The sequence below is a fragment of the Agromyces sp. CF514 genome (assembly GCF_900113185.1).
Lineage (GTDB): Bacteria > Actinomycetota > Actinomycetes > Actinomycetales > Microbacteriaceae > Agromyces.
The window spans coordinates 2,350,062-2,370,365 of sequence record NZ_FOZD01000001.1; the positions used below are offsets into that span (position 1 = coordinate 2,350,062).

The 20,304-nt window shown below is 71.1% G+C and carries 20 protein-coding genes; 18 read left to right on the forward strand and 2 right to left on the reverse strand.

Going from position 1 to position 20,304, the window contains the following annotated elements; genetic code table 11:
* Positions 1–196: 196 nt before the first annotated feature.
* From mltG to nusB, 8 genes are all read left to right on the forward strand, one after another.
* Positions 197–1,498, forward strand: coding sequence for an endolytic transglycosylase MltG (gene mltG, locus BM342_RS10495; protein ID WP_143109838.1), 1,302 nt, complete (start codon positions 197–199; stop codon positions 1,496–1,498).
* The gene (locus BM342_RS10500; RefSeq protein WP_255368664.1) at positions 1,491–2,327 is read left to right on the forward strand and encodes a shikimate dehydrogenase; all 837 of its coding nucleotides are present in this window, start codon (positions 1,491–1,493) and stop codon (positions 2,325–2,327) included. Before mltG ends, BM342_RS10500 begins: the two co-directional genes overlap by 8 nt.
* 24 nt (positions 2,328–2,351) lie before the next feature.
* A complete protein-coding gene (aroC, locus tag BM342_RS10505) occupies positions 2,352–3,575 on the forward strand; it encodes a chorismate synthase (RefSeq protein ID WP_092965477.1) in 1,224 nt (407 codons plus the stop codon).
* A complete protein-coding gene (locus tag BM342_RS10510; RefSeq protein ID WP_255368665.1) occupies positions 3,568–4,092 on the forward strand; it encodes a shikimate kinase in 525 nt (174 codons plus the stop codon). The genes aroC and BM342_RS10510 overlap by 8 nt, the downstream gene beginning before the upstream one ends.
* A complete protein-coding gene (gene aroB, locus BM342_RS10515; protein WP_092965479.1) occupies positions 4,089–5,174 on the forward strand; it encodes a 3-dehydroquinate synthase in 1,086 nt (361 codons plus the stop codon). The genes BM342_RS10510 and aroB overlap by 4 nt, the downstream gene beginning before the upstream one ends.
* A complete protein-coding gene (aroQ, locus tag BM342_RS10520) occupies positions 5,171–5,626 on the forward strand; it encodes a type II 3-dehydroquinate dehydratase (protein ID WP_092965481.1) in 456 nt (151 codons plus the stop codon). Before aroB ends, aroQ begins: the two co-directional genes overlap by 4 nt.
* Positions 5,627–5,757: 131 nt before the next feature.
* The gene (gene efp, locus BM342_RS10525; RefSeq protein ID WP_092965483.1) at positions 5,758–6,321 is read left to right on the forward strand and encodes an elongation factor P; all 564 of its coding nucleotides are present in this window, start codon (positions 5,758–5,760) and stop codon (positions 6,319–6,321) included.
* Positions 6,321–6,734 (forward strand): transcription antitermination factor NusB, encoded by a 414-nt coding sequence (gene nusB, locus BM342_RS10530; RefSeq protein WP_092965484.1) that lies wholly within the window; start codon positions 6,321–6,323, stop codon positions 6,732–6,734. The genes efp and nusB overlap by 1 nt, the downstream gene beginning before the upstream one ends.
* Here the strand turns inward: nusB and BM342_RS10535 are convergent.
* On the reverse strand, positions 6,694–8,010 hold the full coding sequence (locus tag BM342_RS10535) for a glycosyltransferase (RefSeq protein ID WP_092965486.1): 1,317 nt from the start codon (positions 8,008–8,010) through the stop codon (positions 6,694–6,696). The two genes, nusB and BM342_RS10535, sit on opposite strands and share 41 nt — an antisense overlap.
* Positions 8,011–8,265: 255 nt before the next feature.
* Between BM342_RS10535 and BM342_RS10540 the strand changes: the two genes are divergently transcribed.
* The gene (locus BM342_RS10540; protein ID WP_092965488.1) at positions 8,266–8,781 is read left to right on the forward strand and encodes a DoxX family protein; all 516 of its coding nucleotides are present in this window, start codon (positions 8,266–8,268) and stop codon (positions 8,779–8,781) included.
* Positions 8,782–8,871: 90 nt separating this feature from the next.
* Here BM342_RS10540 and BM342_RS10545 read toward each other — a convergent pair whose 3' ends face one another.
* Positions 8,872–10,248, reverse strand: a complete 1,377-nt coding sequence (locus BM342_RS10545) for an MFS transporter (protein WP_255368666.1) — start codon at positions 10,246–10,248, stop codon at positions 8,872–8,874.
* Positions 10,249–10,364: 116 nt separating this feature from the next.
* Here BM342_RS10545 and pyrR point away from each other — a divergent pair, with 116 nt between their 5' ends.
* The 9 genes from pyrR (at position 10,365) to rpoZ (ending at position 20,296) form a co-directional block, all read left to right on the forward strand.
* Positions 10,365–10,913, forward strand: coding sequence for a bifunctional pyr operon transcriptional regulator/uracil phosphoribosyltransferase PyrR (gene pyrR / locus BM342_RS10550; RefSeq protein ID WP_092966801.1), 549 nt, complete (start codon positions 10,365–10,367; stop codon positions 10,911–10,913).
* A complete protein-coding gene (locus BM342_RS10555; RefSeq protein ID WP_092965490.1) occupies positions 10,910–11,863 on the forward strand; it encodes an aspartate carbamoyltransferase catalytic subunit in 954 nt (317 codons plus the stop codon). Before pyrR ends, BM342_RS10555 begins: the two co-directional genes overlap by 4 nt.
* Complete coding sequence (locus BM342_RS10560) at positions 11,860–13,200, forward strand: dihydroorotase (protein ID WP_092965492.1); 1,341 nt, start codon at positions 11,860–11,862, stop codon at positions 13,198–13,200. Before BM342_RS10555 ends, BM342_RS10560 begins: the two co-directional genes overlap by 4 nt.
* A complete protein-coding gene (locus tag BM342_RS10565; protein WP_092965494.1) occupies positions 13,193–13,750 on the forward strand; it encodes a PH-like domain-containing protein in 558 nt (185 codons plus the stop codon). Before BM342_RS10560 ends, BM342_RS10565 begins: the two co-directional genes overlap by 8 nt.
* Positions 13,743–14,900 carry a glutamine-hydrolyzing carbamoyl-phosphate synthase small subunit gene (gene carA / locus BM342_RS10570; protein ID WP_177232135.1) on the forward strand — a complete coding sequence of 386 codons (1,158 nt, stop codon included), beginning with the start codon at positions 13,743–13,745 and terminating at the stop codon, positions 14,898–14,900. The genes BM342_RS10565 and carA overlap by 8 nt, the downstream gene beginning before the upstream one ends.
* Complete coding sequence (carB, locus tag BM342_RS10575; protein WP_092965498.1) at positions 14,900–18,187, forward strand: carbamoyl-phosphate synthase large subunit; 3,288 nt, start codon at positions 14,900–14,902, stop codon at positions 18,185–18,187. The genes carA and carB overlap by 1 nt, the downstream gene beginning before the upstream one ends.
* Positions 18,184–19,062, forward strand: a complete 879-nt coding sequence (gene pyrF / locus BM342_RS10580; protein WP_092965500.1) for an orotidine-5'-phosphate decarboxylase — start codon at positions 18,184–18,186, stop codon at positions 19,060–19,062. The genes carB and pyrF overlap by 4 nt, the downstream gene beginning before the upstream one ends.
* On the forward strand, positions 19,055–19,972 hold the full coding sequence (gene gmk / locus BM342_RS10585) for a guanylate kinase (RefSeq protein WP_255368667.1): 918 nt from the start codon (positions 19,055–19,057) through the stop codon (positions 19,970–19,972). The genes pyrF and gmk overlap by 8 nt, the downstream gene beginning before the upstream one ends.
* A gap of 66 nt (positions 19,973–20,038) precedes the next feature.
* Entirely contained in the window at positions 20,039–20,296 is a 258-nt protein-coding gene (gene rpoZ / locus BM342_RS10590) for a DNA-directed RNA polymerase subunit omega (RefSeq protein ID WP_092965504.1), read from the forward strand.
* Positions 20,297–20,304 lie beyond the last annotated feature (8 nt).

Sequence of the window (20,304 nt, forward strand, 5' to 3'; positions counted from 1 at the left end):
CGGTGATTGGCACGCGGTGCTCAACGGCGAGGCGACGGCGCCTCCAGCGCGACCTGCGACGCAGGCTGCGCCGAGTGCGGCTCCCGACCCCGGCACCGCCGCCGGTCCCGCGCCTGCGGCACCGGTCGGCGACCCGGATCGGCCGCTGACTCGTCGCGAGCTCCGCGCACGCGAGCAGGCGGCCGCTGACGCTGCCATGGCCCGCACCGGCCACGACGAGCACGCGACGGTCGACCCCATCACCGCGAGCCTCGCCGTGCGGGCGTCGACCGGGCCGCAGCAGGCGCTGCCCGCCGACCGGCACGCCGCCGACCAGGAGGCGTCCGGCGCGAAGCCGGCAGAGCCCGCGCAGCCCGTCGATCCGTTCGCCGCCTCCCGAACCGATCGGCGTGCCAACGCGTTCGACGAGTACCACGAGCCGAAGAAGAAGCGCAGGGGACCATGGGGGTGCCTCATCGGCCTGCTCGTCGTCGCCGCACTCGTCGCGGGCGCCGCGTTCTTCCTGCAGGGACCGATCGCGTCGGTCGTCGCCTACTTCACGCCCGCCGAGGACTACGACGGGGCCGGCACGGGTGAGGTCGTGTTCATGATCCACGAGGGCGACACCGGGTCGACCATCGCGGAGAACCTCGCCGCGCAGGACGTCGTGGCATCGTACGACGCGTTCTACGACCTGCTCCTCGAGCAGTCGCCCGAGCCCGAGTTCCATCCGGGGGCCTACCAGCTCGCCTCCCGGATGAGCTCGCAAGCAGCGCTCGATGCGCTGGTCGACCCGGCCAACAAGCTCGAGAACACGTACGTGGTTCCCGAGGGCACGGCCCTGCCCGATGTGCTCGTCTCGGCATCCGAAGGCACCGGCGTGCCCCTCGAGGAACTGCAGGCGGCGGCAGCGGAGTCGCCGCAGTCCTACGGACTTCCGGCCGAGGCCACCACCCTCGAGGGATTCCTGGCCCCGCTCACCTACACCCTCGACCCGGGTGTCGACGCCCGCGGCGTGCTCCAGACGATGGTCGACAGCCAGATGGCGACACTGGACGCGGCAGGCGTCGCGCCGGCCGATCGGTGGAAGACCATCGTCCTCGCCTCGATCGTGCAGCGCGAGGCCGGCTCGAACCTCGACGACTTCCCGAAGATCGCCCGCGTCTTCCAGAACCGCCTCGATCAGGGCATCAACCTCCAGTCTGATGCGACCGTCGCCTACGGCACGGGCAACATGCACACCGTGTGGACGACCGACGAGGAACGAGCCGACGCGAGCAACCTCTACAACACGTACGCGAATCCCGGGCTCCCGGTCGGGCCGATCGGAAATCCGGGCAGCGTCGCGATCGATGCCGCGCTCCACCCTGCAGAGGGCACCTGGCTCTTCTTCGTGCCGGTGAACCTCGCGACCGGGGAGACCGTCTTCTCGACCACCGTCGAGGAGCACGAAGCGGCGGTCGCGCAGCTCCAGGAGTGGTGCGCGGCCAGCGAGGAGAATGCGGCCTACTGTGAGTGAGCCCACGGCGCGACTCGCCGTGCTCGGCAAGCCGATCGCGCACTCGAAGAGTCCGGGGCTGCACCTCGCGGCCTACCGTCGACTCGGGCTCGACTGGGCCTACGAACGCATCGAGATGGACGGCGCGGGCGTCGGCGAGTTCGTGCTGAGTCGCGACGCCGCGTGGCGGGGACTCTCGCTCACCATGCCGCTGAAGTACGACGTGCTGCCCGTGCTCGACGAACTCGACGCGATCGCCCGCCTCACGGGGGCGGCGAACACCGTGCTCTTCGACGGTGGACATCGACTCGGCTTCAACACCGATGTCGGCGGCATCGTCCGCTCGCTCGGCGAGGCCGGCGTCGTGCAGGCGCGCACCGCGATCGTCGTCGGCGGGGGAGCGACCGCGGCATCCGCCCTGGTGGCGCTGGCCGAGCTCGGCGTCGCGCACGTTCGGCTGCTGCTGCGCCGCCCCGAGGCCGGGGCAGCGCTGGTCGAACTCGGCCGCTCCGCGGGCGTGCGCGTCACACCCGAGCACATCGAGGGGCTCGGCGTCCAGGGCGAAGAAGCGATCGACGTGGTCGTCAGCACGCTGCCCGGCGGCACGGACGCCGGCGTCGCGGCATCCGAAGCCCTCGTCGGCACCGCGCTGCTGCTCGATGTCGCCTACGCGCCGTGGCCGACCCCGCTCGCCGCGCAGTGGCTCGCCGCAGGCGGCCGCGTCATCGACGGGAGCGGGATGCTGCTGCACCAGGCGCTGCTGCAGGTGCGGGTCTTCGTCGGCGGCGACCCGACGGTTCCGCTGGCCGACGAGCGCGACGTGCTCGCCGTCATGCGCGAAACCCTCTGACGCGGCTGTGGAAGGATAGAACCCATGCTCCGTTGGCTCACTGCCGGAGAATCGCACGGCCCCGAGTTGGTCGCGATCCTCGAGGGTCTTCCCGCCGGTATCCCCGTTTCACTCGACGACCTCCGCGCCGATCTCGCGCGCCGCAAACTCGGCTACGGCCGTGGAGCGCGCATGAAGTTCGAGCAGGACGAACTGGCCATCTCGGGCGGTGTCCGGCACGGGCTCAGCCTCGGCAGCCCCATCGCCGTGCGCGTCGGCAACACCGAATGGCCGAAGTGGCAGGAGGTCATGAGCCCCGAGCCCATCGACCCTGCACGCCTCGGCCGTGGCCGAGGTGCCGCACTCACGCGCCCCCGTCCCGGCCACGCCGACCTCGTCGGCATGCAGAAGTACGACTTCGACGAGGCGCGCCCCGTGCTCGAGCGAGCGAGCGCCCGTGAGACCGCTGCGCGTGTCGCGCTCGGCGCCATCGCGCGCAGCTTCCTCTCCGAGCTCGGCATCGAACTCGTCGCGCACACGATCGCCATCGGCCCGGTGCGCGTGCCCGAGGGGCGGCCGCTGCCGCTTCCGGCCGACGTCGACGCGCTCGACGCCGACCCGCTGCGCTGCTTCGACGCAGAGACCTCCGCGCTCATGGTGGCCGAGGTCGATTCGGCCCATAAGGACGGCGACACGCTCGGCGGCGTCGTCGAGGTGCTCGCCTACGGCGTTCCGCCGGGGCTCGGCTCCCACGTGCACTGGGACCGGCGTCTCGACTCGCAGCTCGCGGCCGCCCTCATGGGCATCCAGGCGATCAAGGGCGTCGAGGTCGGCGACGGCTTCGAGACCACGCGTCGTCGTGGCTCAGCCGCCCACGACGAGCTGCACCTGTCGGACGGGCGCATCGTGCGTTCGAGCGACCGAGCGGGCGGCACCGAGGGCGGCATGTCGACCGGCACGGTGCTGCGCGTCCGCGCCGGCATGAAGCCGATCGCGACGATCCCGCACGCCCTGCCGACGGTCGACGTCGCCACGGGCGAGGCCGCAGCGGCCCATCACCAGCGGTCGGATGTCTGCGCGGTCCCCGCGGCCGGCGTCGTCGCCGAGGCGATGGTCGCGCTGACGCTCGCGAACGCCGTGCTCGAGAAGTTCGGCGGCGACTCCGTCGGCGAGACCCGCCGCAACCTCGAGTCGTACCTGGCGGCGATCCCCGACGCGCTCCGCACCGAGGTCGTCTCGGCGGATGCCGCAGCCACCAGTCGTGTCTGACGACGTCGCGCCGAAGCTCGAACTGCCGCTCGTGCTCATCGGCCCCATGGGAGCCGGGAAGTCGCGTGTGGGCGCCCGCCTCGCGGCATCCGCCGGCGTGCCCTTCGTCGACACGGACGCGCGCATCGAGGAGCGCCACGGACCGATCGAGGAGATCTTCGAGCGCGACGGCGAGATCGCGTTCCGGCGCATCGAACGCGAGGTCGTCGCCGAGGCGCTCGCGGAGCGTGCGGTCGTCTCGCTCGGCGGCGGTGCGGTGCTCGACCTCGACACGCGCGCCGACCTCGGCGATGTGGCCGTCGTGTGGCTGACGGTCTCGGCCGAGGCGGTCGCGCCGCGTCTGGTCGGCGGCAACCGCCCCCTGCTCGCCAGCGGCGGACTCGAGCGGTGGAAGGCGATCCAGGCCGAGCGCGAGCCCGTCTACGCAGCGCTGGCCGACCTCGAGATCGACACGTCCCGACGCTCGGTCGGCCGTATCGTCGAACAGATCACCGAGCGTTTCGGAGGAACACGATGACCGCAGCCGAATCCAGCACGAGCATCCGCGTCGGGGGAGCCGACGGCTACGACGTCGTGATCGGCAACGGCGTGCTCGCCGGGCTCGGCGATGCACTCGGCCCGGCGGTCAGGAAGGTGCTCGTTGTGCACCCTTCGACGCTCGGCGCCCGCGCTGCGGCGCTCCGGGAGTCGCTCGCCGACCGGTTCGAGGTGCTCCTCGCCGAGATCCCCGACGCCGAGGCGGGCAAGCGCATCGAGGTCGCGGCGTTCTGCTGGCAGGTGCTCGGCCAGGCCGACTTCACCCGCACCGACGCGGTCGTGGGCCTCGGCGGGGGAGCCGTGACCGACCTCGCGGGGTTCGTCGCGGCGACCTGGCTTCGCGGAGTGCGGGTCGTGCAGGTGCCGACGACCGTGCTCGGCATGGTCGACGCCGCCGTCGGCGGCAAGACGGGCATCAACACGAACGAGGGCAAGAACCTCGTCGGGGCGTTCCATCCGCCCGCCGCGGTGCTCTGCGACCTCGACCTGCTCGACACGCTGCCCCGCAACGAGATCCTCGCGGGCTTCGCCGAGATCGTGAAGGCCGGCTTCATCCGGTACCCCGAGATCCTCGACACGATCGAGGCCGACCCCGTGGCCGCGACCGACCCCACGACGCCGCAATTCCGCCGAGTCGTCGAGCTCGCGATCCAGATGAAGGCCGACGTCGTCTCGGAGGACCTGACCGAGCAGGGCCTCCGCGAGATCCTGAACTACGGCCACACGCTCGGCCACGCGGTCGAGCACGCCGAGCGCTACCAGTGGCGGCACGGTGCCGCGATCTCGGTGGGCATGGCGTTCGCGGCCGAGCTCGGGCGCCTGTCGGGCCGGCTCTCCGACGAGGTCGCCGACCGGCACCGCAGCATCCTCGAGCTGCTCGGACTGCCCACCAGCTACCCGGCGGGCCGGTGGCCGACGCTGCTCGCGACCATGCAGCGCGACAAGAAGTCCCGCGGCGGCCAGCTGCGCTTCATCGTGCTCGACGACCTCGCCAAGCCCACGGTCATGCAGGCGCCCGACCAGTCGTTGCTGTTCGCGGCCTACCAGGAGATCGGCTCGTGAGCGAGCGCCGGCTGCTGCTCGTCAACGGGCCGAACCTCAACCTGCTCGGCACGCGCGAGCCCGAGATCTACGGGTCGCAGACGCTCGCCGACGTCGAGCGCATCGTGACGGATGCCGCGGCCGCGCACGGTTTCGAGGTTCGCGCCGTGCAGAGCAACCACGAGGGCGTGCTGATCGACGCGATCCACGAGGCGCGGCTCGACTGCGCAGGCATCGTGATCAACCCGGGTGGGCTCACGCACACCTCCGTCGTGCTGCGCGACGCGCTCTCGGGGGTGGCGTTGCCGGTCGCCGAGGTGCACATCTCGGACGTGTCGAAGCGCGAGGCGTTCCGTCATCACTCCTATGTGGCGGATGTCGCGGTCGTGCACGTGGTCGGCGAGGGCGTTCCGGGGTACGAGACGGCGGTCGTCCGGCTCGTCGACGTCATCACCGGACAGGCCGACGGCTGACCGCGTGCGCCCGGCCGCGATCTTCCGGCGCATTGGCGCCCTCGGAGCCGACCGACTAAACTCGATCGACTGAAACTTTCTCAGGCCGATTCCGGCCGAGCTTCTTCGCAACTGAATGGATCGTATTTCGCATGGCAAGCACCGCTGACATCAAGAACGGCGTCGTCCTCTCGATCGACGGGCAGCTCTGGAGCGTCATCGAGTTCCAGCACGTCAAGCCGGGCAAGGGCGGTGCCTTCGTGCGCACCAAGCTGAAGAACGTCGTGTCGGGCAAGGTCGTCGACCGCACCTACAACGCCGGGGCGAAGATCGAGGTCGAGAACGTCGACCGCCGCGACTTCACGTACCTCTACGCCGACGGCGACGGGTTCGTGTTCATGGACACGAGCGACTACGACCAGATCACCGTGCCCGGCACGGTCGTCGGCGACGCCAAGAACTTCATGCTCGAGAACCAGGCCGTGACCATCGCCCTGAACAACGGCAACCCGCTCTACGTCGAACTCCCGGCTTCCGTGGTGCTCGAGATCACCTACACCGAGCCGGGCCTGCAGGGCGACCGCTCGACCGGCGGCACCAAGCCCGCGACCGTCGAGACCGGGTACGAGATCCAGGTTCCGCTCTTCCTCGAGACCGGTACCAAGGTCAAGGTCGACACGCGCGACGGCTCCTACCTCGGGCGAGTGAACGACTAGTGAGCGCACGAACGAAGGCGCGCAAGCGCGCCCTCGACCTGCTGTACTCCGCCGACATGCGGCAGGTGCCGGTCGAGCAGATGCTGGCGACCGAGGCCGAGCGCGCCGCAGGCGAGCCCGAGCGACAGGCTTCCTGGCTGTACGCGCGTGAGATCGTCGACGGCGTCGTCGACCACCGCGAGGAGATCGACGAGCTCATCACGACGCACTCGCGCGGCTGGACCCTCGAACGCATGCCGGCGGTCGACCGCGCACTGCTCCGGATCGGCGCCTGGGAGATCCTCTACAACGACGAGGTGCCGGATCCCGTGGCGATCTCGGAGGCCGTCGAGGCTGCCACCGTGCTCTCGACCGACGACTCGGCAGGGTTCGTCAACGGCCTGCTGGCTGCGATCTCGCACTCCAAAGGCTGACGCCCGACTCCGCCAACCCGACGGCCCGCGCGACCACCTCGCGCGGGCCGTCGTGCTGTGCGAAGGAGCGCGCCAGCCGTTCGGCGGCGTCGCGATACCCGGGATCGGTGCTGATGCTCCGCCACGCGTCGAGCACGGCGCGGGCCCGCGGCCGGCCGGTGCCGAGCGAGATGCCCGCGCCCGAGGCGCGCACCCGTGCCGCGATCTCGGGCTTGTCGAGGTCGCCGCCGGCGACGATGAGCGGGATGCCGCGCGCGAGCGTCGCGAGCACTCCGCCCCACCCGCCGTTCGTGATGACGGCCGACGCCCGGTCGAGCAGCGGCCCGAACGGGATGCGGCCCGCGATGCGGGCGTTCGGAGGCGCCGGGAACGGGAACCGGTCGACGGCGGAACGCCCGGTGACGGCGACGATCTGCACGTCCTGGCGGCCGAGTGCGGCGAACGCGGGCTCGACGAGGTCGTGCGGGTCGGTGTTCTGCGTGCCCTGGGTGACGAGTACGAGCGGCCGCGGGTCGACGAGCGCCTCGGCCCACCAGGGCGGCATCGCGGCGTCGGGCGAACCCTGCATCGCGAGCGCTCCGACGTAGTGCACGGATGACGGCAGGTCGGATCGCGGCCAGTCGAGCTCGGGGATTCCGGACGCGCAGGTGAGTGCGGGGGAGTAGGTCGACTGGTCGAATCCGAGCCCGTCATCGAGGAGCCCGGCGAGCGCGCGCTGCCGCCGGTAGGCCGCCGTCAGCGGGGCGACGAGCAGGCCGCTCGCGCGTCGGAGCCCTGCATCGCGGGTGCGGCCGAGCCAGGTGCGGCCGGGGCGCACGCCCAGCCCGACCGGCGGCAGGTCGCGACTCGCGAGCGTGAGGGGGGTGACCGCGATCGTGCCCCACGGGGTGCCCGTGCGCTCGGCTGCGAAGCGCGCGCCGAGGCTCAACTCATCGCCGAGGATCACGTCCCACGGTCGCTCGGCCCACGCGTCGGCGAGGTCCTCGGCCTGCGGTGCCGCCGTGCCGATGAAGAGGTCGCGCACGTTCACGAGCATCTGCGCCGGGCCCTTCCGACCCAGCAGGTTCGGGAACGTCGCGGCCTGGTCGTGCTCGTCGAAGTCCGGCGCCGACCGCCAGACGACCACCTCGGCTCCCGTGCCTGCGAAGACGCGCGCCTGCGCCGAGCCCGTGTAGACGCGAACCCGGTGCCCCGCCTCCGTGAAGGCGGCGGCGACCGCCGAGATCGGCACGGCGTGGCCGTGGAACGGCATCGCCTCGAGCATGACGTCGACCATGCGGCATCCCCACTTCAGGTCCGTTGCGAACGTGCTTGCGTCGACCGTATCCGCCCCTGATCAGGAGCGCATCCGTCCTGACCCGAGGCTCTGCTCATATGAGCAGCTCGGTGCTCGCACCGAGAACGCGGTCAGGGCATCGGCTGAGGGGGATTCAGCGCTCCTCCTGACGAGGCGGGAGTCGACCTCCGATGTGATGATCACCGTCGCCGAATCCGGCGCGAACGTCCACATCAGATCTCGAAGGGATCCTCCATGTCCACCACCGCCATCGGAAGCGGCCGCACCTCCACGGCGGCCGGTCTCGATTCGATCCTCGACCAGGCGAACCGCGCACAGGTCGTGCTCCAGCGCTTCTTCGCCCAGGCCGGGCTCCCCACGCTCCGCGTCGCCCTCGGTCTCGTCTTCCTCGTCTTCGGAGCGCTCAAGTTCCTGCCCGGCGTGAGCCCGGTCGAAGAGCTCGTCGTGGCCACCTGGGGGGCGCTGAGCTTCGGTCTCGTCGGTCCGCAGCTCGCCATGATCCTCACCGCCTCGATGGAGGTGATCATCGGGCTCACGCTCGTGACCGGCGTGTTCGTGCGTGTCGGCCTGCTGGTGCTCGCCGCGACCTTCGTCGGGATCTTCTCCCCGCTCGTGTTCTTCGCGGGCGAGCTGTTCACGACGACCGGCCCGACCCTCACCGCGCAATACGTCCTGAAGGACGTCGTGCTGGTCGGTGCCGCCATGGTCGTGGCCGCCAAGGCGCTCCAGCGACCGATCGGGCGCCGTTGACCGGCATCCGCCCACCTCGGATCGGCCCTCGCCTCGCGGGGGCCGATCCCGTGCGCTGAACGGGTGCCGGACCGGCCGTCGACGTCGCGCTCAGGGGCGCGGATCGGAGGCGTCGTAGCCGCGGAAGCCCGGCTGCAACCGGACCAGGACCGCGACGAGCGCGACGATGAGCAGTCCGCCTGCGAGCGGCGGGAACCAGAGGGCGAGCGAGGTCGCGAGCACGCCGACCCAGAGGTCGCCGAGGCGGGGGCCGCCCGCGACCACCACGACGAACACGCCCTGCATGCGGCCGAGCATCTCGTCGGGCACGGCGGTCATGAGCATCGTGCTGCGGAAGATCGCACTCACCTCGTCGGATGCGCCGGCGCCGGCCAGCAGCACCGCGGCCGCGACGAGCGCGACCGCGTTCACGTCCTCGAAGGCCGGCCCGGCGCCGCCCTGGAGGAGTGCGACGGCCACGACCGCCCCGAATCCGGCGATGCACGCGCCGTAGACCATCACCGACCGGCCGATCGCCACGCCGTACCGGTGCACGTGCGCGACCGGGCCGCTCAGGAGGCTCGTCATGAACGTGCCCACCGCGAACGCGGCCGTCAGGATGCCGACGGTCACCGGGCCGCCGCCGATCGCGACCGCGCCGACCGCGGGGAGCAGCGCGTACGGTCGCCCGAACGTCATCGCGATGAGGTCGATCACGAACCCGGCGCGGATGTTCGGAGCCTGCTTCAGGAATGCGAGTCCATCGACGAGGGTGCGGAGCGACGCGCGTCGCGGTTCGCCCTCGGGGGCGATGCGCGGCAGCATGAAGATGCCGAGGAACCCGAACGCGAACAGCACCAGGTCGATGCCGAAGGTGATCGGGAATCCGACCGTCGCGACGAGCACGCCGCCCAGTGCGGGTCCGACCGTGAGTTGGACGCCCGCGCCGATCCCCGAGAGCGCGGCGGCGCGGGACACCAGCCCGGGCGGCAGGATCCGCGGCGTCACGGCCATGTGGGCGGCCCCCGACACGGTGCCGGCGACCGTGATGACGGTCGTGAACGCGTAGAACGGCCAGACCTCGACCCGCCCGCCGGACGCCCGCACCGCGACATCCGCCGCCGAGAGCGCGAGGAGGCCCGCGGTCGCGACCCAGGTCACGGTGGCGCTCGTGATGAGCACGCGTCGGCGGTCGAAGACGTCGGCGAGCACCCCGCCCCAGAGTCCGGCGATGATCATCGGCACGAGGGCGATGCCGCCGACGAGTCCCACCGCGAGCGTCGACCGCGTGATCTCGTACACCTGCAGGCCGACCGCGAGCACCGTCAGCTGTGCACCGATGCCCGAGATGATGCCGCCGATCCACAGGCGTGCGAAGGCGGGTGAGGCCTTCAGCGGCGCGAGGTCGACGAACCTGCGACGTGGACCGGCCGTCGGGTCGATCGAGTGGTCCGCATCGGCGGGGGCGGGCGGAGCGGAATCGTGCACCGGACGATGGTACGCGCCGGAGGCGCCCACCTCGTGTCGAGCCTGATCAGCGGCTGATAGGCTGGGGGAGTTGGCAACCTTTAAGGCCGTCCCGTGAGGCGGAGAAGGGAGTCGGTCTGATGGCGCGCACAGTGCTCAATCACGCTGACATATCGCGGGCGTTGACCCGCATCGCTCATGAGATCCTCGAGTCCAATCGCGGCGCCGAAGAGCTCGTGATCCTCGGCATTCCGACGCGCGGCACCGTTCTGGCCAAGCGCATCGCCGAGACCATCCAGCGCATCGAGCCCACCGCTCCGGTGCAGCTCGCCGGGTCGCTCGACGTGACCATGTACCGCGACGACCTCTCGCGCCGCGGCGTCCGCATGCCCGCTCCCACCGAGCTGCCGCCCGGCGGCATCGACGGCAGGACGGTCGTGCTCGTCGACGACGTGCTCTACTCGGGCCGCACCATCCGCTCCGCGTTCGACGCGCTCAGCGATCTCGGACGCGCCCGGGCCGTGCGATTGGCCGTGCTGGTCGACCGCGGGCACCGCGAGTTCCCGATCCGGGCCGACTTCGTCGGCAAGAACCTGCCGAGCGCGGCCAGCGAGCGCATCAACGTGCGCCTCGCCGAGGTCGACGGCGGCGAGGACCACGTCACGATCGAGGGAGGCGACGAATGAGGCACCTGCTCAGCACCCGCGAACTCGCCCGCGACGACGCCATCGCGCTGCTCGACATCGCCGAGGACATGGCGGCCGTGCAGCACCGCGAGGTGAAGAAGCTGCCGACCCTGCGCGGCAAGACCGTCGTGAACCTCTTCTTCGAGGACTCGACGCGCACGCGCATCTCGTTCGAGGCCGCCGCGAAGCGCCTCTCGGCCGACGTCATCAACTTCAGCGCCAAGGGCTCGAGCGTGTCGAAGGGCGAGAGCCTCAAGGACACCGCCCAGACCCTGCAGGCCATGGGCGCCGACGGCGTCGTGATCCGCCACCACGCCTCGGGTGCGCCGTACACGCTCGCCACGAGCGGCTGGATCGACGCCGGCGTCGTGAACGCTGGCGACGGCACGCACGAGCACCCGACGCAGGCGCTGCTCGACGCCTTCACCATGCGCAGCCGCCTGCACGGCGCCGCCAGTCGCGGCAGGGGCCTCGACGGCGTGCGCGTCGTGATCGTGGGCGACATCCTGCACTCCCGCGTCGCACGCTCCAACGTCTGGCTTCTCGCGACGCTCGGCGCCGAGGTGACCCTCGTCGCGCCGCCCACCCTCGTGCCCGTCGACATGGCCGGCTGGCCGGCATCCGTCGCCTTCGACCTCGACGAGGCGCTGGCGACGAAGCCCGACGTGGTGATGATGCTCCGCATCCAGGCGGAGCGCATGCACGGCTCGTTCTTCCCGAACAGCCGCGAATACGCCCGGACCTGGGGTCTCGACGATGCCAGGTTCTCCCAGTTGCCCACGACTACGATGGTCATGCATCCCGGACCGATGAACCGAGGGCTGGAGATCTCCGCCCTCGCGGCGGACTCAGCGCAGTCCACGGTCAGGGAACAGGTCGCGAACGGAGTATCAGTGAGAATGGCCGCCCTCTACCTGCTGCTGTCGGGCGAGCGGGGTGACGTCCGATGACCGAGTCGTTCCTCATCACGGGCGCGACCCTCCCCACGGGCGAGCGCGCCGACATCCGCCTCGAGGGCGGCATCATCGCCGAGGTCGGTCGCATCGCGGATGCCGCGGGCGCGACGGTCGTCGACGCCGACGGCCTCATCGCACTCCCCGGTCTCGTCGACCTGCACACGCACCTCCGCGAGCCGGGCTACGAGCAGAGCGAGACCGTGCTCACCGGCACGCAGGCGGCAGCGGCCGGAGGCTTCACCGCGGTCTTCGCGATGGCCAACACCTCGCCCGTCGCCGACACGGCAGGCGTCGTCGAGCAGGAGCTCAGCCTCGGCCGCGCCGCGGGCTACGCCACGGTGCAGCCGATCGGCGCCGTCACGGTCGGGCTCAAGGGCGAGCAGCTCGCCGAGCTCGGTGCGATGGCCCGCTCCCGGGCGAACGTGCGCGTGTTCAGCGACGACGGCTTCTGCGTGTTCGACCCGCTGCTCATGCGCCGTGCCCTCGAGTACGTGAAGGCCTTCGACGGCGTCGTCGCGCAGCACGCGCAGGAGCCGCGCCTCACGCAGGGCGCCCAGATGAACGAGGGTGCGCTCTCGGGCGAACTCGGACTCGCCGGGTGGCCCGCGGTCGCCGAGGAGTCGATCATCGCGCGCGACGTGCTGCTGGCCGAGCACGTCGGCAGTCGGCTGCACGTGTGCCACGTGTCGACGGCCGGGTCGGTCGAGGTCATCCGCTGGGCGAAGGCCCGCGGCATCGACGTGACGGCCGAGGTCACGCCGCACCACCTGCTGCTCACCGAAGACCTGGTCTCGAGCTACGACCCCCGGTACAAGGTGAACCCGCCGCTGCGTCGTGCCGAAGACGTCGAGGCGCTGCGCGCAGCCCTCGCCGACGGCACGATCGACATCGTCGCCACCGACCACGCCCCGCACCCCATCGAGGCCAAGCAGAGCGAATGGGATGCCGCGGCGAACGGCATGGTCGGGCTCGAGTCCGCCCTGTCGGTCGTGCACGCCTCGGTCGTCGAGAACGGGCTGCTCGACTGGTCCGACGTCGCACGCGTGCTCTCGCAGGCGCCTGCGCGAATCGGCCGCCTGCGCGGCCAGGGCGAGGCCGTCGAGGCCGGCGCGGCGCCCGAGCTGACGCTGTACGACCCGTCCGCGGCATCCGAGTTCGCGCTCGACCGGCTGGCCGGGCGCAGCATCAACTCGCCGTACCTCGGCCGTACGCTGCCCGGCCGCGTCGTCGCGACGTTCCACGCGGGCTACGCCACGCTGCTCGACGGCGTCGTGCAGCCGGCCGACGAGGTCGCGCGTCGCGCCGCCGCCGTCGGAGGTGCCCGTGGATAAGTGGATCGGCGCCCTCGTCGCGCTCGTCGTGGTGGGCGGCCTGCTCTGGCTCGCCTACCGGGCGTGGCGCAAGCGCGAGCGGCGCGATGCGACGCTCTCGGCGTATCCGCTGCCGCGGCTCGAAGGCGAACCGATCCTCGAGGTCGAGGTGCTCTACGTCGCGACCACCCCGATCGGCTCGCCGCTCGAACGGCTCGCCGTGCAGGGACTCGCATTTCGCGGCGCCGGGCGCATCGAGGTCCTCCCCGAGGGCGTCGTGCTCCGCATCGCGGGGGAGCAGCCCTCCTTCGTGCCCGCAGCCCGTCTCGTCTCCGCGGGCGAGGCGACGTACGCGATCGACCGGGGCGTCGAGCCAGGGGGCCTCGTCGCGCTCAGCTGGATCGTCGACCTCCACGACGGCGAGCCCGACCAGGTCGCGCCCTACGTCGACAGCTACCTCCGAGCCCGGCACCCGGGCGACTCGGCGCGCATCATCGCCGCCGTCAACGACATCGCTGCAGCACGCACCGTGACGCAGCCCCACCATGAGAGCGAGGCCTCGGATGACTGAGACCACCACACGCCTGCACGAGCCCGCGGTGCTCGTGCTCGAGGACGGCACCCGCTACGAGGGCCGTGCCTACGGCGCCCGCGGACGCACCCTCGGCGAAGCGGTCTTCGCGACCGGCATGACCGGCTACCAGGAGACCCTGACCGACCCGTCGTACGCGGGCCAGATCGTCATGATGACCGCGCCGCACATCGGCAACACGGGCATGAACGACGAGGACATGGAATCCGCCCGCATCTGGGTCGCCGGCTTCATCGTGCGCGACCCCTCCCGCGTGGTCTCGAACTTCCGCTCGCAGCGGAGCCTCGACGACGACCTCGCCTCGGCGGGCGTCGTCGGCATCAGCGGCATCGACACGCGTGCGCTGACCCGTCACCTGCGTTCGGCCGGCGCGATGCGCTCAGGCGTGTTCTCGGGCGACGCGTTCTCGCTCACGCACGGCGAGCAGCTCGAACTCGTTCAGGGCGCGGCCGAGATGAGCGGCCAGAACCTCTCGGGCTCCGTCTCGACGAGCGAGCCGTACCGGCTGCCGGCCACGGGCGAGCGCGTCGGAACGGTCGCGGTCCTCGACCTCGGCGTCAAGACGTCGACGCTGAACTTCCTCGCCGAGCGCGGATTCGACGTGCACGTGCTGCCGCAGTCGGTCACCGCCGAGGAGGTGCTCGCCACGTCGCCCGACGCCCTGTTCTTCTCGAACGGACCCGGCGACCCCGCGGCATCCGACCGCCATGTCGAGATCCTCCGCAGCGCGCTCCGTGCGGGCGTGCCCTACTTCGGCATCTGCTTCGGCAACCAGCTGCTCGGGCGCGCGCTCGGCTACGGCACCTACAAGCTGCCCTTCGGCCACCGTGGCATCAACCAGCCCGTGATCGACCGGGCCACCGGCCGTGTCGAGATCACCGCGCACAACCACGGCTTCGCCGTCGACGCCCCCATCGACCGCGTCAGCGAGTCGAGCCAGGGCTTCGGCCGAGTCGAGGTCAGCCACGTCGACCTCAACGACAACGTTGTCGAGGGCCTCAACTGCCTCGACATCCCCGCCTTCTCGGTGCAGTACCACCCCGAGTCCGCGGCCGGCCCGCGCGACGCCAACTACCTCTTCGACCGGTTCCGCGACATGGTCATCGCGAGCAAGGAGAACCAGGCCTGATGCCCAAGCGCGACGACATCAACAGCGTCCTCGTCATCGGATCCGGTCCGATCGTCATCGGACAGGCGGCCGAGTTCGACTACTCGGGCACCCAGGCGTGCCGGGTGCTCCGCTCCGAGGGGGTCCGCGTCATCCTCGTGAACCCGAATCCGGCCACGATCATGACCGACCCCGACTTCGCCGACGCGACGTACATCGAGCCGATCACGCCCGAGATCATCGAGTCGATCATCATCAAGGAGCGCCCCGACGCGGTGCTCCCGACCCTCGGCGGCCAGACCGCCCTCAACGCGGCCATCGCCCTCGAAGAGGCCGGCATCCTCGCCAAGCACGGCGTCGAGCTCATCGGCGCGAAGGTCGACGCCATCCGCAAGGGCGAGGACCGCCAGCTCTTCAAGGACCTCGTGATCGAGGCCGGCGCCGGCGTCGCCCGCTCGCACGTGGCGAAGACCCTCGACGAGGCGAAGACGTTCGCCGAGGACCTCGGCTACCCGCTCGTCGTACGCCCGTCGTTCACCATGGGCGGCCTCGGCTCCGGCTTCGCGTACACCGAGGAAGACCTCGTGCGCATCGTCACGCAGGGCCTGCACGACTCGCCGACGACCGAGGTGCTCCTCGAGGAGTCCATCCTCGGCTGGAAGGAGTACGAGCTCGAGCTCATGCGCGACACGGCCGACAACACGGTCGTCGTCTGCTCGATCGAGAACGTCGACCCCGTCGGCGTGCACACGGGCGACTCCATCACCGTCGCGCCCGCGCTGACGCTCACCGACCGCGAGTACCAGAACCTCCGCGACATCGGCATCGACATCATCCGTCGGGTCGGCGTCGACACGGGCGGCTGCAACATCCAGTTCGCGATCGACCCCACCGACGGCCGCATCATCGTCATCGAGATGAACCCGCGCGTCTCCCGCTCGTCGGCGCTCGCCTCGAAGGCCACCGGCTTCCCGATCGCGAAGATCGCCGCGAAGCTCGCCATCGGGTACCGGCTCGACGAGATCCCGAACGACATCACGAAGGTGACCCCCGCGAGTTTCGAGCCGACGCTCGACTACGTCGTCGTCAAGGTGCCCCGGTTCGCGTTCGAGAAGTTCCCGGCCGCCGACCCGACCCTCACCACCACCATGAAGTCGGTCGGCGAGGCCATGGCCATCGGCCGCAACTACGCGACCGCGCTGCAGAAGGCGCTCCGCTCGCTCGAGAAGCGCGGATCCTCGTTCCACTGGGGCGATGAGACGCGCACCGCCGAAGAGCTCCTCGAGATCGCGAAGGTGCCGACCGACGGCCGGATCGTCGTCGTGCAGCAGGCGCTCCGCAAGGGCGCGACCATCGAGCAGGCCTTCGAGGCGACGAAGATCGACCCGTGGTTCCTCGACCAGATCGTGCTGATCAACGAGGTCGCCGCCGAGGTCGCCGCCGCCGAGAACCTCGACACCGACCTGCTGCTGCTCGCGAAGGACCACGGGTTCTCCGACGCGCAGATCGGCCAGCTCCGCGGCTTCGGCGAGGCCGACGCGCGCGAGGTGCGGCACATCCTCGGCATCCGCCCGGTCTTCAAGACCGTCGACACGTGTGCGGGGGAGTTCCCCGCCCTCACGCCCTACCACTACTCGAGCTACGACTTCGAGACCGAGGTCGAGCCGTCCGACCGCCGCAAGGTCGTCATCCTCGGCTCGGGCCCGAACCGCATCGGCCAGGGCGTCGAGTTCGACTACTCGTGCGTGCACGCCTCGTTCGCGCTGTCGGATGCCGGCTTCGAGACCGTCATGATCAACTGCAACCCCGAGACGGTCTCGACCGACTACGACACGAGCGACCGGCTCTACTTCGAGCCGCTGACGCTCGAGGACGTGCTCGAGGTCATCCACGCCGAGTCGCAGTCCGGCGAGCTCGTGGGCGTCGTCGTGCAGCTCGGCGGCCAGACCGCCCTCGGCCTCGCGAAGGGCCTCGAGGCGGCCGGCGTGCCGATCCTCGGCACGACCCCCGACGCGATCGACCTCGCCGAGGAGCGCGGCCTGTTCGCCGGCATCCTCGAGTCGGCAGGGCTGCTCGCGCCTCGCAACGGCACGGCGACCGAGCTCGCCGGCGCCGTGCAGGTCGCCGAGGAGATCGGCTACCCGGTGCTCGTGCGCCCGAGCTACGTGCTCGGCGGCCGCGGCATGGAGATCGTCTACGACACCCCGTCGCTCGCCGACTACTTCGCGCGCATCGAGGGCCAGGGGATCGTCGGTCCCACGCACCCGCTGCTCGTGGACCGCTTCCTCGACGACGCGATCGAGATCGACGTCGACGCGCTCTACGACGGGACCGACCTCTACATCGGCGGCGTCATGGAGCACATCGAGGAAGCCGGCATCCACTCCGGCGACTCGAGCTGCACGCTCCCGCCCGTCACGCTCGGCCGTGCCGAGATCGACCGCGTGCGCGAGGCGACCCGCTCGATCGCCGAGGGCATCGGGGTGAAGGGCCTGCTCAACGTGCAGTTCGCGATCGGCGCAGGCGTGCTCTACGTGCTGGAGGCGAACCCGCGCGCGAGCCGCACGGTGCCGTTCGTGTCGAAGGCGCTCGGCATCCCGCTCGCCAAGGCCGCGTCGCGCATCATGGTGGGCGCAACGGTCGCCGAGCTCGTCGCCGAGGGCATGCTCCCCGCGGTCGACGGCTCGCGCGTGCCGCTCGACGCGCCGGTCGCGGTCAAGGAGGCCGTGCTGCCGTTCCACCGGTTCCGCACCAAGGAGGGCCTCATCGTCGACTCGGTGCTCGGCCCCGAGATGCGCTCGACCGGTGAGGTCATGGGCATCGACCGCGACTTCCCGCGGGCCTTCGCCAAGAGCCAGCTCGCCGCGTACGGCGGCATGCCGACGGGCGGCACGGTGTTCGTCTCGGTCTCCGACCGCGACAAGCGTGCGATCGTCCTGCCGATCCTGCGCCTCCAGCAGCTCGGCTTCGAGATCGCCGCGACCGAAGGCACGGCCGAGGTGCTGCGCCGCAACGGCATCGCCGCGCGCGAGGTGCTGAAGTACAGCGACAAGTCCGACGACGACGCGATCTCGGTGGTCGAGCTGATCCACCGGGGCGAGGTCGACGTGGTCGTCAACACGCCGAGCGGTCGCTCGGCGCGCGCCGACGGCTACGAGATCCGCGCGGCGGCCGTCTCGGCCGACGTGCCGCTGTTCACGACGATCGCGGAGCTCTCGGCCGCCGTTGCGTCGATCGACGAGGGCGGTCAAGCCTTCGAGGTGACGAGCCTGCAGGAGTACGCGACGCGACGCGAGGCGACGGCATGAGCGAACCGATCCCGTTCGGAGAGCGCCTCGCGGCGGTCTTCGCGGCGTACGGGCGGCTCTGCGTGGGGCTCGACCCGCATGCGGCGCTGCTCGACCGGTGGGGCCAGCCCGACTCGGCCGAGGGCCTGCGCGAGTTCGGCCTGCGCGTCATCGAGGCGGCCGCCGATCGCGTCGGCATCCTGAAGCCGCAGATCGCGTTCTTCGAGCGCCACGGCGCCGCGGGCTACGCGGTGCTCGAGCGGCTGCTCGGCGAGGCGCGTGAGGCGGGCCTGCTCGTCATCGCCGACGTGAAGCGCGGCGACATCGGCAGCACGGTCGATGCCTACGGCGAGGCGTGGCTGCGCCCGGGCTCGAGCCTCGAGGCCGACGCGATGACGATCAGCGCCTACCAGGGGCTCGGCTCGATCGAGCAGGTCATGATCGCCGCCGATGCTGCGGGCAAGGGACTGTTCGTGCTCGCCGCGACCTCGAACCCCGAGGCCGCTGCGATCCAGCGCGCCGTGCTCCAGCAGTCGACGCGCGCGGGGCACACCGTCGCCGGCGCGATCACGCAGGGCGTCATCGGCTGGAACGCCGGGCGAGCGGATGCCTCGGCGAACGCATTCGGATCGGTCGGCGTCGTGTTCGGCGCGACGACCGACCTGTCCGCCGCCGGTATCCCCACCGACGTCGAGCCGCCCCGGCCCGGCCTGCCCGTGCTGGCGCCCGGATTCGGGCACCAGGGTGCCGAGCCCGGTGACCTGCGCCTGCGCTTCGGCGGCTATGCCGGCGGCGTCATCGCGAACGAGTCGCGCTCGCTGCTCTCCGCCGGGCCCGACGGCCTGGCCGATGCGATCGCCCGTCGTGCGGACGAGTACGGAGCCGCCGGTGCCTGAGACGAACACCAGGTCGACGCCTCCAGAGGTCGATCGCGTCGCGGCGTCCCGTGCCGCGGTGGCGGCGCGCCGCGCCCGCGCGAGCGTGAAGGCCGAGATCGCCTCCGGCTCGCGCAGCCCGCTCGACGTGCTGCGGGTCGCGTTCGCCGAGCCCGAGTCCGCCGAGGGGCGGCTTCGCGTCACCGAGTACCTGACCTCGATCCCGGCGATCGGCGTGACGAAGTGCGCCAGGATCCTCGAGGAGCTCGAGATCTCGACGGCGAAGCGGTTGGGCGGCCTCGGTCGCCTCCAGCGGCGCCGACTCCGCGAGTTCGTCGCCGGCTGGGTCGCCTCGCACGGCGGCACGGGCGATCGCCTCGTGGTGCTCGCCGGCCCGACGGCCGTCGGCAAGGGAACGGTCGCGTCGTACATCCGCCGTCACCACCCCGACGTCAGGCTCTCGGTCTCGGCGACGACGCGCGCACCGCGTCCCGGCGAGGTCGAGGGCGAGAGCTACTTCTTCGTCGACGACGCCGAGTTCGACCGCATGGTCGAGGCCGGCGAGCTGCTCGAATGGGCCACGGTGCACAACGCGTACCGCTACGGCACGCCGCGCGGCCCGGTCGAGCAGGCCATCGCCGCCGGCGACAGCGTGCTGCTCGAGATCGACATCCAGGGCGCGCGCTCGGTGCGACGGGCCATGCCCGAGGCGACGCTCGTGTTCCTGCTCCCGCCCTCGTGGGACGAGCTCGTGCGCCGACTCGTGGGCCGCGGCACCGAGTCCCCGGCCGAGCAGCAGCGGCGTCTCGAGACCGCGAAGGTCGAGCTCGCGGCCGTCGACGAGTTCGATCACCAGGTCGTCAACCACGACGTGCCCGAGGCCGCGCAAAAGGTCGTAGACTTGATGAGGCCCCGTTCAGGGCGGCGTTGAGCTGCCCGGGTCACGGTTTTCCGGCGCACGCGAGGTGCGCATGTTCGTTTCGTAAGGAGTATCTCCATGGCTGAGAAGCTGTCCGGCATCATCGACCCGCCCATCGACGACCTGCTGTCGAAGGTCGACTCGAAGTACCAGCTCGTGATCTTCGCGTCCAAGCGCGCCCGTCAGATCAACGACTACTACGCCGACCTGCACGAGGGCAGCCTGTTCGACAACGTCGGCCCGCTGGTCGACTCGTCGATCGACGACAAGCCCCTCTCGGTGGCGATGCACGAGATCAACGAAGACAAGCTGGTGCTCCGCCCGATCGGCGAGTAAGCACGGCA

Coding starts and splice junctions, on each gene's coding strand:
- aroC (WP_092965477.1), top strand. CDS start 2,352: ATGCTCCGTTGGCTCACTGCCGGAGAATCGCACGGCCCCGAGTTGGTC.
- carB (WP_092965498.1), top strand. CDS start 14,900: ATGCCCAAGCGCGACGACATCAACAGCGTCCTCGTCATCGGATCCGGT.
- efp (WP_092965483.1), top strand. CDS start 5,758: ATGGCAAGCACCGCTGACATCAAGAACGGCGTCGTCCTCTCGATCGAC.
- carA (WP_177232135.1), top strand. CDS start 13,743: ATGACTGAGACCACCACACGCCTGCACGAGCCCGCGGTGCTCGTGCTC.
- BM342_RS10555 (WP_092965490.1), top strand. CDS start 10,910: ATGAGGCACCTGCTCAGCACCCGCGAACTCGCCCGCGACGACGCCATC.
- BM342_RS10540 (WP_092965488.1), top strand. CDS start 8,266: ATGTCCACCACCGCCATCGGAAGCGGCCGCACCTCCACGGCGGCCGGT.
- BM342_RS10535 (WP_092965486.1), bottom strand. CDS start 8,010: ATGGTCGACGTCATGCTCGAGGCGATGCCGTTCCACGGCCACGCCGTG.
- BM342_RS10560 (WP_092965492.1), top strand. CDS start 11,860: ATGACCGAGTCGTTCCTCATCACGGGCGCGACCCTCCCCACGGGCGAG.
- pyrF (WP_092965500.1), top strand. CDS start 18,184: ATGAGCGAACCGATCCCGTTCGGAGAGCGCCTCGCGGCGGTCTTCGCG.
- rpoZ (WP_092965504.1), top strand. CDS start 20,039: ATGGCTGAGAAGCTGTCCGGCATCATCGACCCGCCCATCGACGACCTG.
- mltG (WP_143109838.1), top strand. CDS start 197: ATGGCCCGCACCGGCCACGACGAGCACGCGACGGTCGACCCCATCACC.
- aroB (WP_092965479.1), top strand. CDS start 4,089: ATGACCGCAGCCGAATCCAGCACGAGCATCCGCGTCGGGGGAGCCGAC.